Source organism: Aquibium sp. ELW1220 (genome assembly GCF_030398385.1).
Taxonomy (GTDB): domain Bacteria; phylum Pseudomonadota; class Alphaproteobacteria; order Rhizobiales; family Rhizobiaceae; genus Aquibium.
The window spans coordinates 67968-83522 of record NZ_JAOAOQ010000028.1 but is presented as its reverse complement, the minus strand read 5'-3'; the positions used below and the strand labels follow the sequence as shown (position 1 = coordinate 83522).

Genomic DNA, 15555 nt, shown 5'->3' with positions numbered 1-15555 from the left:
CGGGAATGTCGCGGAAGATCGTGATCAGGGAAGGCATCCGAAAACTCCAAAATAGGAGCCATCCAAAGAATCCAGATCAAACCTCCACGCCAGTCCTATTTCTCAAATGCGATTCCCCTAGACCGCATTGCGGGGACCCTCGCGCCTTGCCCGGCGTGCGGGTTCGGGTAATGTCTGGCGCCGGGACCGTCGGCCGGCCTCCGCAGGCGGCCGTACGGACAGGAAGAAACCGGACGGGAAGAACCATGAAAAAGCTCGCCCTCGCCGCCATCCCGCTGCTGCTGCTGACGCTGGCCGCGCCGGCACAGGAGGGGATCAAGCGCACGCCGCTGCAGAAGACCGATTTTCCGGACGGATACACGACCGTGACCGGGCTGGCGGAAATCCAGCCGGGCGTCTCCGCCGGCCGTCACGTGCATCCGGGCATCGAGACCAGCTACGTGCTGGAAGGAGAGACGGTGCTCTCCGTCGACGGCCAGCCGGACCGGACGATGAAGGCCGGCGATTCCTTCACCATCCCGGCGGGGGTGCCGCATGATGCGCGGGTGGTCGGCGACAAGCCGGCCCGGGTGCTCGCCGTCTACGTCGTCGAGCGCGGCAAGCCGCTCGCGACGCCGGCGCCCTAGCCTCTGCCGGCGAAAATCGTCGGCGCGGGCGTGACAAACGGCGTGGAAGCGTGTATGTGCCCGCCCGAACCGGACCTTCATCGATCCGGACCCGTCAATAAAGTACGGTGAATTCGCCCCTGCCTTCTCCGGAGGGCATAGCCGAGCGGTCATGAACTGCAAGGCGAGCGTAGGGCGCTCTGGCTGTCGCAAGCAAGAAAAGGACAATGACGATGGACATCATCCGTCAGCTCGAGGCCGAACAGGCCGCCAAGATCGAAGAGAAGCGCAAGCTCCCCGCATTCCAGCCCGGCGACACGGTCCGCGTCCAGGTGCGCGTCACCGAAGGCACCCGCACCCGTCTGCAGGCCTACGAGGGCGTCTGCATCGCCCGCGCCGGCTCGGGCTTCCAGGAAAACTTCACCGTCCGCAAGATCTCCTACGGCGAAGGCGTCGAGCGCGTGTTCCCGGTCTATTCGCCGCTGGTCGAGGCCGTAGAGATCGTGCGCCGCGGCAAGGTCCGGCGCGCCAAGCTGTATTACCTGCGCGATCGCCGCGGCAAGTCGGCCCGCATCGTCGAGAACACCAGCGTGCGCGCCCGCAAGCTGAACGACGCCGAGCGCGAGGCCGCGCAGGCCGAGAAGGCCGCTGCCGAGGCCGAGAAGGTCGCTGCCGCCCAGGCGCTCGCCGCCGAGAAGGCTGCCGCGGAAGCAGCGAAGTAAGATTTTCCGCTCCTGGCGGAAGGTGAAAGGCGGCTTCGGCCGCCTTTTTTCGTGAACGAAGCCTGCGCGGTTTTCCCGCGGGCGCCGAAGGCATCCCGGCGGGATATTGGTCCAGGCGGAAAAAAGGCGCGCTTTCCGCGAAGTCATCGGCTAGAGAATGCGGCAGCGACAGGAGCCGCCGACGCTGCGCTCCGCGGCAACCGGCAGTCTCGACGCTCCCCATGATCCCATCCGACACGTCATCGACCATCGAGCGCTATGCGGCGTTCCGGCACGGGCCGTTCCTGCGCTACTGGCTGGCGCGGTTCCTGACGACCTTCACGACGCAGATCGTCTCCGTGGCGGTCGGCTGGCAGGTCTACGACCTGACGCGCGATCCCTTCGACCTCGGTCTCGTGGGCCTGATCCAGTTCACGCCGGCGCTGCTGCTGGTGCTGGTGACGGGCGCCATCGCCGACCGGTTCGGCCGGCGCCTGGTGATGGGTGTCTCGGTGCTGCTCGAAACCGGCTGCGCCGTCGCCCTGTTCGCCATGGCGCTCGGCGGCTTCGTGTCGACCGCCGGCATCTTCGCGACGCTCGCGGTGTTCGGCGTGGCACGCGCCTTCTTCGGTCCCGCCGCGGCCTCGCTGGTGGCGAACCTCGTCCCGGCCAAGGACTTCGCCAACGCCGTCGCGTGGAATTCCTCGGCCTGGCAGACCGCGACGATCGTCGGCCCGGTGGCGGGCGGCCTGATCTACGGCCTTTCGGCAGAGGCGGCCTACGGCACCGCTGCCGTGCTGATGTGCGTCGCGGCGGTGCTCATCTTCTCGATACCGAAGCCGGTGCAGAGGACCGAGACGGAAAAGCCCTCCCTGGAGACACTGTTCGCCGGCTTCCGCTACATCTGGAGCGAGAAGGTGGTGCTCGGCGCGATCTCGCTCGACCTGTTCGCGGTGCTGCTCTCGGGCGCGGTGGCGCTGCTGCCGGTCTATGCGCGCGACGTCCTCGATCTCGGCCCCTGGGGGCTGGGCCTGCTGCGCGCGGCGCCCGGCATCGGAGCCATCGGCGTCGCCGTCTGGCTGACCGGCCATCCGATCCGCGATCATGCCGGCATCGTGATGCTGTTCTTCGTCGCCATGTTCGGCGCGTTCACCATCGTGTTCGGCGTGTCGACCATCCCGTGGCTGTCGATCCTCGCGCTGGCGATGCTCGGCGCGACCGACATGGTCAGCGTCTACGTGCGCGAGACGCTGATCCAGCTGTGGACGCCGGACCGGGTGCGCGGGCGGGTCAACGCGGTCAACATGGTCTTCGTCGGGGCGTCGAACGAACTGGGCGAGTTCCGCGCCGGCACCATGGCCGCTTTCATCGGCGTCGTGCCGGCGGTGGTGTTCGGCGGCATCGGGGCGATCGGCATCGCCGGGCTGTGGGCCTGGCTGTTCCCGGCCCTGCGCAAGGCGCGGCACCTCGACGGGCGGACCTGACCGGCAGCTTCGGCCTTAGGCGCGGCCGGTCTCGTCCGGATGGCGTCTGGGCGTGTGGAAGACGAGGTCGAGGAAGTCGCCCAGCCAGCGCTTCAGGTGCATGTCCCAGATGAAGCGGCCGCCGAGATGATCTCGGCCCTGCTGGGCGCCCGGCAGGACGAAGCGGTGCGCGCCGCGCACGACCCAGCGCTGCATCATGGCGCGCGTCAGCTCGGCGTGGAACTGGATGCCCCAGGCATTGGCACCGTAGCGGAAGGCCTGGTTCGGATAGGCCTCCGCGCTGGCGAGGAGCGTGGCGCCGGAGGGCAGCGAAAAGCCCTCGCGGTGAAACTGGTAGACCATCTCCGGCCATTGGACGAGTTCGCGGCCGGCATCCGTCGGCTCGATCGGGTACCAGCCGATTTCGACCAGCCCGTCCTGGTGACCTTCCACCTTGCCGCCGAGGTGGTTCACCAGCATCTGGGCGCCGAGGCAGATGCCCAGAAACGGCTTGTCCTCCTTCAGCGGCACCGACAGCCAGTCGGTCTCGCGGCGGACGAATTCGTCGGTGTCGTTGGCGCTCATCGGACCGCCGAAGACGACCGCACCGGCATGCTGCGCCAGCGTTGAGGGCAGGGGATCGCCGAGGGGCGGGCGGCGGATGTCGAGATCGAAGCCGCCTTCGAGCAGGAGGTGACCGACGCGGCCGGGGCTCGAGAGCTCCTGGTGCAGGACGACGAGAATTTTCGGCTTGGCGGCCTTCGGCATGGAGTGTCGTTCAGAGCCCCGGTTCGTCGGTACGGTTGGGGTCGGCCTTCTGGCGCATGAGAACCCTGTCCCGGCGGTCGACGCCGATCAGTTCGGCGACGCGCCAGACGATATTGTCCTCAAGCTCGCTCACCTCGCCATCGGCGAATACGATTTCCCACATGATTCCGATGAACTCGATGCGGGCCTGCTCGTCGAGATGGCGCTTGAGCACGCTGGTGAAGGCATAGAGGTCGACGGACTGGTGAACCTCCTCCTCGGCCCGGGCGACGAAGGCGTCGAGTTCCCGCCCCGTCAGCCCGTAGGCGCGGGTCAGCGCTTCGCGCAGCGTCGCCCGCTCGGCATCCTCCTCGACGCCATCGGCTTCCATCACATGGACCATGAGCGCGGCGGCCGCCAGGCGGGGGTCGTCGCGGTCGTCCTGCGCACTGCCCGGGCCTGCCCCGGGCAGCTCCTTGAGAAAGGAGATGAATCTGTCGAACATCAGCGTCTCCGGCCGTCGGGGTTTCGCATGCGCCTCATCGTCCTCAGAACAGCCGGAAGCGCCTGGACTGCGTCTCGTCGCGGTCTGACGGATCGACACCCGGATCATCGGGCCTGGGCGCCACCGCGGCCTCCTCGTCCGAAACAGTGGCGCTGGAATCGTTGGCGGCGGTGGGCAGCACGGGTGCCGGGGCGGCGGCCGGAACCGCCGTTGCAGGCGCTTCCGGCTTCGTCTTCGGCTTGTCGGCAACCGGAGCCGAGGGGGTCTCTGCCTCCACCGGCGCCGAGACTTCTTCGGCGGGAGCCGCGCCCTTGTCGGCATCGACCAGCCGATCGACCGCAGGGCCGGCCATCGGCTCGACGATCACCGCCTCGTCGTCGGTCTCGGTGTCCAATACGGCCGTCGGCGCAGCCGGAGCCTGCGGAAGGAGGACCGGCCCCGCGCCCTGCAGAATGTCCCGATCGTGGTCGACGAGCTGCAGCGGCCGCTCGACCGGTGTCTTCCATTCGAAGGCGTCCAGCCTCCCCGTGACCGGGGATGTCGGCGCCCAGCGCTCGGAGACGATGCCGTCGGCGACCCAGACCGGATCACGCTGCGCGCGCACGGCGCGAGCCAGCCACTGGCGGATGCGACCCTGATCGCCGGTGTCTGCTTCCTCGATGTCGGCCATCATCAGGTAACCGGCTTCGCGGGGCTCGATGCGCAGCGCTTCTTCCGCCGAGGCCCTGGCCAGCGAGAGTTCGCCGGCCTCGAGCGCGACGCGCGCGACGGTGAGCGCCGATTCGGCATTGTTCTCGCGCTGCGACTTGAGCTTCTTCGCCCGCGCCAGCCGATCGAGGACGGAATCGCCGTGGCGGGCGTGGACATAGGCGTCGGCGATCTGGGGATGGGCGGTCTTGCGCCAGGCAGCCTCGAGAATCTTCGCGCCCTTGCGCAGGTCGCCCTGGCGGAAGAGCGCCTGGGCGGCGATGATGGCTGCGGGCACAAGGTCGGGCGCCAGCCGATTGGCCTCCGTCGCCGCGTTGCGGGCGGCAAGCGGGTCCCGCTCCAGGGTCTCCTTGGCCTTGGCCGTGAGTAGCACGGCGCGCAGCCGGTTGGCCTTGGCGGCGTCGACGAGCTTGGTCGCGCGCTGCGATTCCAGAAGGGCGAGTGCGCCGTCCCAGTTGCCTTCAGCGGTGCGGGCCTCCAGCGTCGCACCGGACGCCCAGCCGAGCTGCGGCGCGATCTCGGCGGCGCGCTCTGCGTAGTGCCGCGCCACGTCGCGGTCGCCGAGCCGCTGGGCCTCCAGATAGAGCCCGCGCAGGCCGAGCACGCGCATCTCCGGGTCTTCCAGCATGGCCTCGAATTTCTTGCGCGCGGCGGCGTGGTCGCCTTCCAGAAGCGATGCCTGCGCGTCGAGGAGATGGATCAGCGGCTCCTGGTCGGAACTGATCAGCTTCGAGGCCTGACGGTTCATCTGACGCGCCAGCGCGCCGTCACCCGCGCCTGCGGCGATCATGCCCGTCGACAGCGCCTGGTAGCCGCGGTCGCGGCGGCGCACGCGAAAGTAGCGCGAGACGGTGTAGGGGCTGTTCCAGATCGCCTTCAGCAGCCACCACGCGATCATGACCGCGGCGACGATGGCGGTGATCAGCACGGCCGCGACCATCAGCGTCAGCTCGTACTGGTAGCCGTTGAAGGTCAGGACGAGATCGCCGGGCCGCTCGGCGAGCCAGGAAAAGCCGATCCCGAGGGCGAAGACGAGGACGATGAACAGGAGGATGCGCAGCATGATCTTATCCCTCCTGCGGCCGCAGCGCGCCCGACAGCGCCCGTTCGACGAGTGCGTCGGCCGTCTGGCGCGCCTTCACGTCGGCTATGAAGTCGGCGCCCGCCTGTTGCGCGGGCTCGGGCAGGCTCTCGTATTCGCTGACTGCACGATCATAGTCGCCGGCGCGGACCGCTGCCTCCAAACGCGCGACGATGGCGCCGACGTCGTCGCCCTCGACGTCGCCGATCGGCCTGACCTTGACGACGGACTGCATGGAATCGAGCAGGCGGCCGAAGAAGCCCGTATCGTCCCCGGAGGGAGCGGCGGCCGCAATCATCCGGCTGGCGGCAGCGTTCACCTCCTGGGAGATCGCTGCGCGCGTGGGGACGCCGCTCGCGGCGAGGTCGCGCAGGTCGGCGATCTCCGGTGCGTCGGGCGCGATCGAGGCATAGGTCTCGAGTTCGGTCATGAACGGGTCGCCGCGGTCGATCGCCGCCTTCAGCCCGGCCGCGGCGATGGCAAGCGCGATGCGCGGGTTGGAAGCCTGTTCCTCCAGTTCCCCGGCCAGTTCGGTGACGCGGCCATCCAGCGCCGTCAGGCGTTCGTCGAGCGCGGCGATGCGATCGGGAAGGCCGGCACTCGCTTCGGATGCGGCCTCTGCCGCGCGGGAGACCTCGGCGATCCGGCTCTCGACGGCGCCGATCCGCTCGGTGAGCGGCGCGAGATCGACCGGATCGCCGCCGCCCTCGCCGGACGCCTGGCCAAGCGCGGCCACGGTGGATTCCAGCTCCGCCAAGCGCTGGTCAAGCGCCTGGAGACCGGCCGCATCGCCGCCTTCGCCCTGGGAGATGGCGGAGCGCAGATCGGCGATGTCGGCGCGCAACTGGTCGACGGTTCCGGCGACCTCGTCCAGCCGGGCGGCCTGCGCAGGGTCCGCCTGGCTGCCGGCGCCGCCGGCGGCGACCTGATCGCGCAGAGCGGCGAGTTCGGTCCGCAACTCGGCGAGGCCGGCCGGTTCGCCCGGTTCGGCGGAGGAATCGGGAGAAGGCAGGACGCCGGCATATTGCAGGGCACCGGCGCCGACGAGGACGACGAGGCCGCCGACGAGGCCGGCCGCAACCAGCGACAGGCTGCCGCGGCGAGGGGCCGGTGCGTCGGTCGCGCCCGAAGCGGCGGCCGGACCCGCGGCGGGGCGGGAGGGCGGCGGCGGCGTGGCGCCGGACGGACCGGTGGACGACGAGGCCGAACCGGAGGACGAGGAAGCCGAACCGGAGGACGAGCCTGCCGCGTCGCGGCCGAGAACCGGCTTCGTCCCGGACGTGGCGGTGCTCCGTGCCGGCGGCTCGGTGGGGCCGGAGGCCGCCGCGGAGGGCTTCGGCGCGTCGCTGCCGGGTTCGGCCGCAGGCTTTGCTGCCGTTGCAGAAGAGGCAGCCGCGCCGGCGTCCGGCGTCGCCTCGGAAGCACTCCGTGTCATCGCGGCCTCCTGCTGTGTCGGGGCAGGGTCGGGTGTCGCTGCAGTCGCGGCAGAACCAGCCTTCGTTTCGGTCTTCGAACCGGCCTGCCTCGTTCTGGCTCCGGCGCCGGCCGTCTCGGCCGCGTCCGCCCCGCGCTTCACGTCGGCGGGATCGAGATCGATCGTCACCGGATCGCGGCGGGCCTTCGAGTGGCGGATGTTGGGCGGTCTGACCATTCGCTGCTCCGATAAGGCTCCATCGAGGGGGCCGCTTCCTATCACGACATTCGCACGTGCAACACGCCGATGGGTAGCATTTTTGCGTCAGCCGGAGGGGAGGAGGGCGAGCAAGGCGTCTTCGGTGGGCTCCACAGCCACATAAGTCCGTGCACGGCCAACGGTTCCGAGCGCGGTGGCGACTTGCGCCGACAGGCAGAGAAACGACGCTCCGGCGAGGCGGGAGTCCGTGCCGGCCGCCGCCATGACGGTGGTCATCGCGCGGGCCGTCTCGGGCGAATAGAGGAGCACCGCGTCGATCGGCGGAAGCTCGGATCCGAGCGACATCGCCGCCCGTCCTGGCTCGATGAAGGCGGTGTCGTAGACCTCGACGGAATGGACGCCAAGGCCGGCCTGCGCCAGGGCGCGCTCGAATTCCGGACGACGGACGCGGCCGCACAGATAGAGAACCGTCGCGCCGTCGGGTTCGGCGGACGCGATCATCGCCGCCAGCGCAGCGCCGTCGCCGGCCGCCGCCCGGACATCGCCGAAGCCGGCGCGGCGGGCGGCGTCCGCCGTCCGGCTGCCGACGGCGTAGCAGGGCCTGGCCAGGAAGGGGCGGGGCACTGGCGGGAGAAGCCGCAGGGCGTTGGCGCTCGTCGCCGCCACGACGTCGACCGTGCCCGGCGGCGGCAGCGCGGGGGCAAGGGCGCGGACCTCGCTCAGCGGCAGGACGACGGGTTCGTGTCCTGCTGCGGCAAGCCGTCGCGCGGTCGCGGTCGCGCCGGGTTCCGGGCGGGTGACCAGGACCCGGGCCACGGCCTCAGGTCCAGTCGGAGAAGAAGTCGGGGCCTGCCTTCGCCCGGATGCGGGCGCCGGCGTCGCTGCCGATCGCCTCGGCCTCGGCCGCATCGCCCTCGCCGTCGATCTCGTGCGTCTCGCTGCCGTCGGGCTTCAGGATCATGCCGACGAAGCGCAGGCGTCCGCCCTCCACCACCGCGTGGGCGGCGATCGGCGTGCGGCAGGAGCCGTCCAGCGCGGCGAGGAAGGCGCGCTCGCAGGCGAGCGCCAACCCGGTGTCGCGGTGGTGAATCGGGGCGAGGATCGCCTCGATGCGCGCGTCGCCCTGACGGCACTCGATGCAGATCGCCCCCTGGCCGGGCGCAGGCAGGAAGTCGTCCGGCGGCAGCAGCGACGTGATGACGTGCTCGAGCCCGAGCCGGCGCAGGCCGGCATGGGCAAGGAGGGTGGCGTCGACCGCGCCTTCGGCGAGCTTCCGCAGCCGCGTCTGCACGTTGCCCCTATACATGACCACGTCGATGTCCGGGCGCAGCCTGCGGATCTGCGCCTGCCTGCGCAGCGAGGAGGAGCCGATGGTTGCGCCGTGCGGCAGGTCGGCGAGCGTCTTCGCCTCGCGGCCGATGAAGGCGTCGCGGACATCCTCGCGTTCGAGGAAGGTGGCGATGTGGAGGCCGGCAGGCAGCAGCGTCGGCATGTCCTTGGAGGAATGCACGGCGAGGTCGATGCGGCCGTCGAGCAGGGCCTCCTCGATCTCCTTGGTGAAAAGGCCCTTGCCGCCCGCTTCGGCCAGCGGACGGTCCTGGATGCGGTCGCCAGAGACCGAGATGACCTCGATGGCGAAAGCGTCTTCCGGCATGTCGTGCGCGGCCATCAGGCGCGCGCGGGTCTCGTGTGCCTGCGCCAGCGCCAGCGCGCTGCCGCGGGTTCCGATCCTGATCGGTCGTGTTTGCATCCTCACCGGTCCGTGTTAACCCGTCCCCATCCGGCGGGCCTCCCTCCGTCCTACCTACCGGCGAAAGGTGAAGCGGGCAATGATGCTCACCGCAAATGGCGAGATCAGGGTGCTCGGTATCGAGACGAGCTGCGACGAGACGGCCGCCTCGGTCGTTGCGTGGCAGGACGGAAGCCCGCCGCGCATCCTCTCCAACGTGGTGCTTTCCCAGCTGGAGGAGCACGCGGCCTTCGGCGGCGTGGTGCCGGAGATCGCCGCGCGCGCGCATGTCGAGGCGCTCGACGGGATCGTGGAAGCGGCTCTGGCCGAAGCAGGCACGGCGCTCGACGAAGTCGACGCGGTGGCGGCGACCGCCGGCCCCGGCCTGATCGGCGGGCTGCTGGTCGGGCTGATGACCGCCAAGGCGATCGCGGCGGCAACGGGCAAGCCGCTGATCGCCGTCAACCATCTCGAGGGCCATGCGCTGTCGGCCCGGCTGATCGGGGAGGTCGACTTCCCGTACCTGATCCTGCTCGTCTCGGGCGGACATACGCAGATCCTCTTGGTCGAAGGGCCGGGGCGCTACGAGCGCTGGGCCTCGACCATCGACGACGCCATCGGCGAGGCCTTCGACAAGACGGCCAAGCTGCTCGGCCTGCCTTATCCGGGCGGGCCGAACGTCGAGCGCGTCGCCAAGGGCGGCGATGCGCGGCGGTTCGACTTCCCGCACCCGCTGAAGGGCGAGGCGCGGCCGGACTTCTCCTTCTCCGGCCTGAAGACGGCCGTGCGCCAGGCGGCGACCGCGATCGCGCCCCTGTCGGACCGGGACGTCGCCGATATCGCGGCCTCCTTCCAGCGGGCGATCGTCGAGACGCTGGCCGACCGCGTCGCCCGCAGCCTGGAGCGGTTTCGCCTGGAGCATCCGAAATCGGACGCGCCGACGCTGGTGGTGGCCGGAGGCGTGGCCGCGAACGGACCGATCCGTGCGGCGCTGCTGGCGCTGTGCGAGCGGCACGGCTTCGCCTTCCTGGCACCGCCGGCGGCGCTCTGCACCGACAACGCGGCGATGATCGCCTGGGCCGGGATCGAGCGGCTGTGGGCCGGGCTTTCCGACGAAGGCGACCCGATGGAGATGGCGCCGCGTTCGCGCTGGCCGCTCGACGCAAAGGCCGCGCCGCTGGTCGGCGCCGGGAAGCGGGGGGCCAAGGCATGAGGCCCGCTCCGCAGATCGCGGTGCTGGGCGGCGGGGCCTGGGGCACCGCGCTGGCCCAGACGCTGACGGTGGCCGGCAACCGCGTCCGGCTCTGGGCACGTGACCTTGCGACGGTCGACGCCGTCAACGGCAACCATTCGAATCCGCGCTACCTGCCCGGGATGGCGCTGCATCCCGACCTCACCGCATGCGACGACCTTGCCGCGGCGATCGGCGGCGCCGAATGCGTGCTGTCGGTCGTGCCGGCGCAGACCACCGCCGCGGTGCTCCTGCAGGTGCGGAGCGTCATCGCTCCGGGGATACCGCTCGTGCTGTGCGCCAAGGGCATCGAGGCCGGCACAGGGCGCTTGATGTCGGAGATCGTGCAGGAGGTCCTGCCCGTGAACCCGCCGGCCGCCCTGTCGGGGCCGAGCTTCGCGTCCGACGTCGCGGCGGGGCTGCCGACGGCGGTGACGGTGGCCGCCTTCGACATCGAGACCGCGGCGAGGCTGGCCGTGTTCCTGTCGACGCCGACGCTGCGCTGCTATTCGAGCGACGATCTCGTCGGGGTCGAGGCCGGCGGCGCGCTGAAGAACGTGCTGGCGATCGCCGCCGGTGCGGTCGTCGGCGCCGGCCTCGGCGCCAGCGCGCAGGCGGCGCTGGTCACGCGCGGCTTCGTGGAACTGCGCCGCATCGGCGCCTCCTTCGGCGCGCGTCCCGAGACGCTGATGGGGCTGTCTGGCCTCGGCGACCTGATGCTGACCTGCGGCTCCGGCCAGTCGCGCAATTTCGCCTACGGGCGGGCGATCGGCCGCGGCGAACAGCTGGACGGGCTGCCGCTGGCCGAAGGCGTCGCCACGGCCGGCGTGGCCTGGCGGATCGCGCAGGAACGCGGGATCGACGCCCCGATCACCGAAAGCGTGGCGATGATCCTTGACCGGACGATCACGGTGCGCGAAGCCGTATCGAACCTCCTCGCACGGCCGCTGAAAAGCGAGAGCTGAGGCGGGCAGGCACGCTCAAGGGGGAATGACGACATGCTGTTCGCGGTGATCTGCAACGACAAGCCCGGCTGCCTCCAGCTGCGCATGGATACACGGCCGGAGCATCTGGTGTTCCTTGAAACGCTGAACGGAAAGGGTTCGCTGGCGCTGGCGGGGCCGTTCCTGGACAGCGAAGGCAAGCCGAACGGAAGCCTCGTGGTCATCGAGGCGCCGGACCAGAAGTCCGCCGAGCTGATCGCCGCAGAGGATCCCTATGCCAAGGCGGGCCTGTTCGCCTCCGTCGAGATCCGCCCGTGGAACTGGACCTTCAACAAACCGGAGACCGCGTGATGGCCTATTGGCTGTTCAAGTCGGAGCCCTTCAAGTGGTCCTGGGAGATGCAGAAGGCGAAGGGTGCGGCCGGACAGGAATGGGACGGGGTGCGCAACTACCTCGCCCGCAACAACATGCGCGCCATGCAGATCGGCGACAGGGGATTTTTCTACCACTCGAACGAGGGCAAGGAGATCGTCGGCATCGTCGAGGTCTGCGGGCTCGTGCATCCGGATTCGACGAGCGCGGATCCGCGCTGGGAATGCGTCGACGTCCGCGCCGTGCAGGACATGCCGAAACCGGTGTCGCTTGAGGCGGTGAAGGCCAATCCGAAGCTTGCCGAGATGGCGCTGGTGAAGTCGATGCGGCTTTCGGTCCAGCCCGTGCGGGACGAGGAATGGGACGAGGTCTGCCGCATGGGCGGGCTGTCCTGAGCCGGATGGCATCATGACCATCCTGACGCCCGACCGGGCGGACGGCTTCATCCGCGCCAACACGGCGCTGCGTGCGCCGCCGCACGTGCCGGAGATCCTGCTGCATCTCGCCGACGAGGCGCACGATCTGTGGCACCGGACGGAGGAGGAACTGCAGGAGATGGGGCTGCAGCCGCCCTACTGGGCCTTTGCCTGGGCGGGCGGACAGGGGCTCGCCCGCTATGTGCTCGACCATCCCGAAACCGTGGCAGGCAGGCGCGTGCTCGACTTCGCCACCGGATCGGGGCTGGTGGCGATCGCCGCGGCGAAGGCCGGCGCCGTCGGCGTGCTCGCCGCCGACATCGACCGGTTCTGCCGCGGCGCGGTTATGCTCAACGCGGCGGCGAACGGCGTGTCCGTCCCTTTCACCGATGCGGATCTGACGGGTGCCGAAGGTGACTGGGACGTCGTGCTGGCCGGCGACGTGTTCTACGACCGCGCGATGACCGCCTGTCTGCTGGGCTGGTTCGATGGGCTGGCAGCAGCCGGCGCGCTCGTGCTCGTCGGCGACCCGGGCCGCTCCTACCTGCCGCGCGACCGGCTGACGTTCCTGGCCGAATACCAGGTGCCGGTGACGCGGGCGCTCGAGGATGCCGAGGTCAAGCGCACGACGGTCTGGCGCTACGGTTGACGCGGGCGACGCCTACCGTTCCACCCGCACCACCGTTCCGGCCCCGATTCGCGGCAGAAGCCGGCGCATGGTGCCGGGCGAGACCGCGATGCAGCCTTCGGTCGGGGTGTATCCCGGCCGGGCGATGTGCAGGAAGATGGCGCTGCCGCGGCCGCGGATGGCCGGCCGCATGTTCCAGTCGAGCACCAGCACGACGTCGTAGAGCCGGTCAGCGCGCTGCATCGTTTCGCTGCTCGCCGGGTAGGGCAGGCGGACGGGGCGGTTGTAGTTGCGGTCGCCCGGCGCGTCGCACCAGCCGAGCGTCGGCGCGGCGGGCAGCATGGGCAGCCGGGTCGGCGGCGGAAACCCGCGGCCCGGACGGCGATAGCCCCACAGCGCCGTCATGGGGCCGAGCGGGGTGCCGCCGTCGCCTTCGCGCTTGAAGGCGGTGATGCCGCCGCGTCCGAGTGCGCAGGGAAACACCGTGCGATCGACTACCAGCAGGCCCTGGCTCGGCCGCCCCGGGCGCGGGCGGACCACGATCGGCCTGCGAATTCCACCGATTTCGCGGGAAGGCATCTTGTGTTCACGCTTTCTGGGGTAAGATACCATTTGAAAACAAATCACGGTGAACGGCTTCCACAGTTTCGGCGCGTTTTCTAGAAGAATGGTCTTCGGACGGGCTGTCGACATAAAAAACTGGATCCAACGATGACGTCACGCACAATCCTGATCGTCGATGACGACGACGACCTCCGGACCACGCTCGTCGAGCAGCTTTCGCTCTACGAGGAATTCCGCGTCATCCAGGAGGCGAACGCGACGAAGGGCGTGGCCACCGCGCGCGCCGGGCTGATCGATCTGCTGATCATGGATGTCGGGCTGCCGGACATGGATGGCCGCGAGGCGGTGAAGCTTTTGCGCAAGGGCGGCTTCAAGTCGCCGATCATCATGCTGACGGGGCAGGACACGGATTCGGACACGATCCTAGGACTCGAAGCGGGTGCCAACGACTATGTCACCAAGCCCTTCCGCTTCGCCGTTCTCCTGGCGCGCATCCGCGCCCAGCTTCGCCAGCACGAGCAGAGCGAGGACGCCACCTTCGTCGTCGGTCCCTATACCTTCAAGCCGAGCCAGAAGCTGCTTCTGGACCAGCGCGGCGGCAAGGTGCGGCTGACCGAGAAGGAGGCTTCGATCATCAAATATCTCTACCGGGCCGGACAGAAGGTGATCACCCGCGACGTTCTGCTGGAGGAGGTCTGGGGCTACAACTCGGGCGTGACGACGCATACGCTCGAAACGCACGTGTACCGGCTGAGGCAGAAGATCGAGCGCGATCCTTCCAATGCTGAAATTCTTGTGACAGAAAGCGGCGGATACAAGCTCGTTCCCTGAGTCGGCGATCCATCCCGCCGGTCAGGGGGCCGGGTGGGGGGAAGCCCGGGACAGCTTCATGACGCTAGAAGACGATATCGGCATTCTGGCCGGCGTGGAGATTTTCGAGGACTTCACGCCCGAACAGATGCGCCTGCTCGCTTTCGGCACGGAGCGGCAGCGCTATTCCATCGGCCGGGAACTCTACGGCGAAGGCGACACGGCCGACAGCGCCTACGTCATCGTCTCCGGCGTCGTGGCGCTGGTGCGTGATACCGAGGCCGGGCGCGTGGTCGTGGCGCAGTGCGGACCGGGCTCGCTGCTGGGTGAAATGGCGCTGATCGTCGAGACGAAGCGCCTTACCGGCGCGGTGGCTGCGGGCGATGTCGAGGTCGTGAGGCTCAACCGCGCCCTCTTCCGCCGCATGCTGGAAGAATATCCGCAGATCGCCGCCATGCTGCATCGCCGGCTGACGCTGAGCCTGACGACGATGATCGCCAGGATCGAGAGCCTGGCGCCGAAGTTCCAGTAGCGCCGCCGGTCCTAGTCCAGGCCGAACCGGGCGATGACCGGAACGTGGTCCGACGGACGTTCCCAGCCGCGCGCTTCCTTCAGCACCTCGATGCCGGACAGGCTGTCGACGAGGTTCGGCGACGACCAGACGTGGTCGAGGCGACGGCCGCGGTCGGCCGCCTCCCAGTCGCGGGCCCGGTAGCTCCACCAGGTGTAGATCTTGTCCGGCGGCGGCGTGTGGATGCGCATCAGGTCGGCCCAGCCGCCCTGCCGGCGCATCGATTCCAGCCCCTCCGTTTCCACCGGGGTGTGGCTGACCACCTTCAGCAGCTGCTTGTGCGACCAGACGTCGTCCTCCAGCGGGGCGATGTTCAGGTCTCCCACCAGCACGGCGGCATTTGCGCCATCCTGTTTCGCCGCGATGCTGCGCATCTCCTCGATGAAGTCGAGCTTGTGGCGGAATTTCGGGTTGATCTCGGGGTCCGGCTCGTCGCCGCCGGCGGGAACGTAGAAATTGTGCAGCAGGATCGACCTGCCGCCGGCGTCGAACCGGGTCGATAGGTGGCGGCAGTCGTTATTGTCGCAGAAGCGGCGCTTCTCCACGACCGCCAGCGGCCGGCGGGAGATCGTCGCCACGCCGTGGTAGCCCTTCTGCCCGCTGATCGCGACGTGCTCGTAGCCGAGCTGGCGGAAGCCGTCGGCGGGGAAGAGCTCGTCGGGGCACTTCGTCTCCTGCAGGCACAGGACGTCGGGCTGGTACTCGCTCAGGAACTTCTCCACCAGCGGGAAACGCAGGCGAACCGAGTTGATGTTCCAGGTGGCGATCGTCAGCGGCATGGCGTCTTCCGGATGGGAGCATGAACGGGAGAGGGCCGCCGCGCGGCCGCGGCGACCCTCCTCGAACC

The 15555-nt window shown here is 69.5% G+C and carries 18 protein-coding genes; 10 read left to right on the top strand and 8 right to left on the bottom strand.

Features of this window, described 5'->3' with window-relative positions; translation table 11 throughout:
• Positions 1–245 precede the first annotated feature (245 nt).
• The 3 genes from N1F91_RS21790 (at position 246) to N1F91_RS21780 (ending at position 2790) form a co-directional block, all read left to right on the top strand.
• A complete protein-coding gene (locus N1F91_RS21790) occupies positions 246–626 on the top strand; it encodes a cupin domain-containing protein (protein WP_289995397.1) in 381 nt (126 codons plus the stop codon).
• Between the two features lie 212 nt (positions 627–838).
• Entirely contained in the window at positions 839–1327 is a 489-nt protein-coding gene (rplS, locus tag N1F91_RS21785; RefSeq protein ID WP_289995402.1) for a 50S ribosomal protein L19, read from the top strand.
• A 221-nt stretch (positions 1328–1548) separates the two neighbouring features.
• Positions 1549–2790 carry an MFS transporter gene (locus N1F91_RS21780; protein WP_289995396.1) on the top strand — a complete coding sequence of 414 codons (1242 nt, stop codon included), beginning with the start codon at positions 1549–1551 and terminating at the stop codon, positions 2788–2790.
• Between the two features lie 15 nt (positions 2791–2805).
• On the opposite strand, the gene N1F91_RS21775 is transcribed toward N1F91_RS21780, so the two are convergent.
• From N1F91_RS21775 to hemC, 6 genes are all read right to left on the bottom strand, one after another.
• Positions 2806–3537, bottom strand: coding sequence for a glutamine amidotransferase (locus N1F91_RS21775; protein ID WP_289995394.1), 732 nt, complete (start codon positions 3535–3537; stop codon positions 2806–2808).
• Positions 3538–3547: 10 nt separating this feature from the next.
• Complete coding sequence (locus N1F91_RS21770) at positions 3548–4021, bottom strand: TerB family tellurite resistance protein (RefSeq protein WP_289995393.1); 474 nt, start codon at positions 4019–4021, stop codon at positions 3548–3550.
• Positions 4022–4064: 43 nt separating this feature from the next.
• Positions 4065–5792: a heme biosynthesis protein HemY gene (locus N1F91_RS21765; RefSeq protein ID WP_289995391.1), complete on the bottom strand. Its 1728-nt coding sequence runs from the start codon at positions 5790–5792 to the stop codon at positions 4065–4067.
• Between the two features lie 4 nt (positions 5793–5796).
• Positions 5797–7461: a phage tail protein gene (locus N1F91_RS21760; protein ID WP_289995389.1), complete on the bottom strand. Its 1665-nt coding sequence runs from the start codon at positions 7459–7461 to the stop codon at positions 5797–5799.
• 87 nt (positions 7462–7548) lie between these two features.
• A complete protein-coding gene (locus N1F91_RS21755; RefSeq protein WP_289995387.1) occupies positions 7549–8259 on the bottom strand; it encodes a uroporphyrinogen-III synthase in 711 nt (236 codons plus the stop codon).
• 4 nt (positions 8260–8263) lie between these two features.
• Complete coding sequence (gene hemC / locus N1F91_RS21750; protein ID WP_289995386.1) at positions 8264–9193, bottom strand: hydroxymethylbilane synthase; 930 nt, start codon at positions 9191–9193, stop codon at positions 8264–8266.
• A gap of 82 nt (positions 9194–9275) precedes the next feature.
• Between hemC and tsaD the strand changes: the two genes are divergently transcribed.
• Genes tsaD through N1F91_RS21725 form a run of 5 tightly spaced genes read left to right on the top strand, consistent with a single transcriptional unit; the run spans position 9276 to position 12784 of the window.
• Complete coding sequence (gene tsaD / locus N1F91_RS21745; protein ID WP_289995400.1) at positions 9276–10385, top strand: tRNA (adenosine(37)-N6)-threonylcarbamoyltransferase complex transferase subunit TsaD; 1110 nt, start codon at positions 9276–9278, stop codon at positions 10383–10385.
• The gene (locus N1F91_RS21740; protein WP_289995384.1) at positions 10382–11368 is read left to right on the top strand and encodes an NAD(P)H-dependent glycerol-3-phosphate dehydrogenase; all 987 of its coding nucleotides are present in this window, start codon (positions 10382–10384) and stop codon (positions 11366–11368) included. Before tsaD ends, N1F91_RS21740 begins: the two co-directional genes overlap by 4 nt.
• Before the next feature lie 33 nt (positions 11369–11401).
• Positions 11402–11698, top strand: coding sequence for a YciI-like protein (locus tag N1F91_RS21735; RefSeq protein ID WP_289995383.1), 297 nt, complete (start codon positions 11402–11404; stop codon positions 11696–11698).
• The gene (locus N1F91_RS21730; protein WP_289995381.1) at positions 11698–12114 is read left to right on the top strand and encodes an EVE domain-containing protein; all 417 of its coding nucleotides are present in this window, start codon (positions 11698–11700) and stop codon (positions 12112–12114) included. The genes N1F91_RS21735 and N1F91_RS21730 overlap by 1 nt, the downstream gene beginning before the upstream one ends.
• 13 nt (positions 12115–12127) lie before the next feature.
• Positions 12128–12784, top strand: a complete 657-nt coding sequence (locus tag N1F91_RS21725; protein WP_289995378.1) for a methyltransferase — start codon at positions 12128–12130, stop codon at positions 12782–12784.
• A 12-nt stretch (positions 12785–12796) separates the two neighbouring features.
• Here the strand turns inward: N1F91_RS21725 and N1F91_RS21720 are convergent, their stop codons facing one another.
• Entirely contained in the window at positions 12797–13342 is a 546-nt protein-coding gene (locus tag N1F91_RS21720; protein ID WP_289995377.1) for a L,D-transpeptidase family protein, read from the bottom strand.
• 132 nt (positions 13343–13474) lie between these two features.
• Here N1F91_RS21720 and N1F91_RS21715 point away from each other — a divergent pair, with 132 nt between their 5' ends.
• Complete coding sequence (locus N1F91_RS21715; RefSeq protein WP_187968769.1) at positions 13475–14158, top strand: response regulator transcription factor; 684 nt, start codon at positions 13475–13477, stop codon at positions 14156–14158.
• A 58-nt stretch (positions 14159–14216) separates the two neighbouring features.
• Complete coding sequence (locus N1F91_RS21710) at positions 14217–14669, top strand: cyclic nucleotide-binding domain-containing protein (RefSeq protein ID WP_289995374.1); 453 nt, start codon at positions 14217–14219, stop codon at positions 14667–14669.
• Positions 14670–14680: 11 nt separating this feature from the next.
• Here the strand turns inward: N1F91_RS21710 and N1F91_RS21705 are convergent, their stop codons facing one another.
• Complete coding sequence (locus N1F91_RS21705) at positions 14681–15487, bottom strand: exodeoxyribonuclease III (protein WP_289995372.1); 807 nt, start codon at positions 15485–15487, stop codon at positions 14681–14683.
• Positions 15488–15555 lie beyond the last annotated feature (68 nt).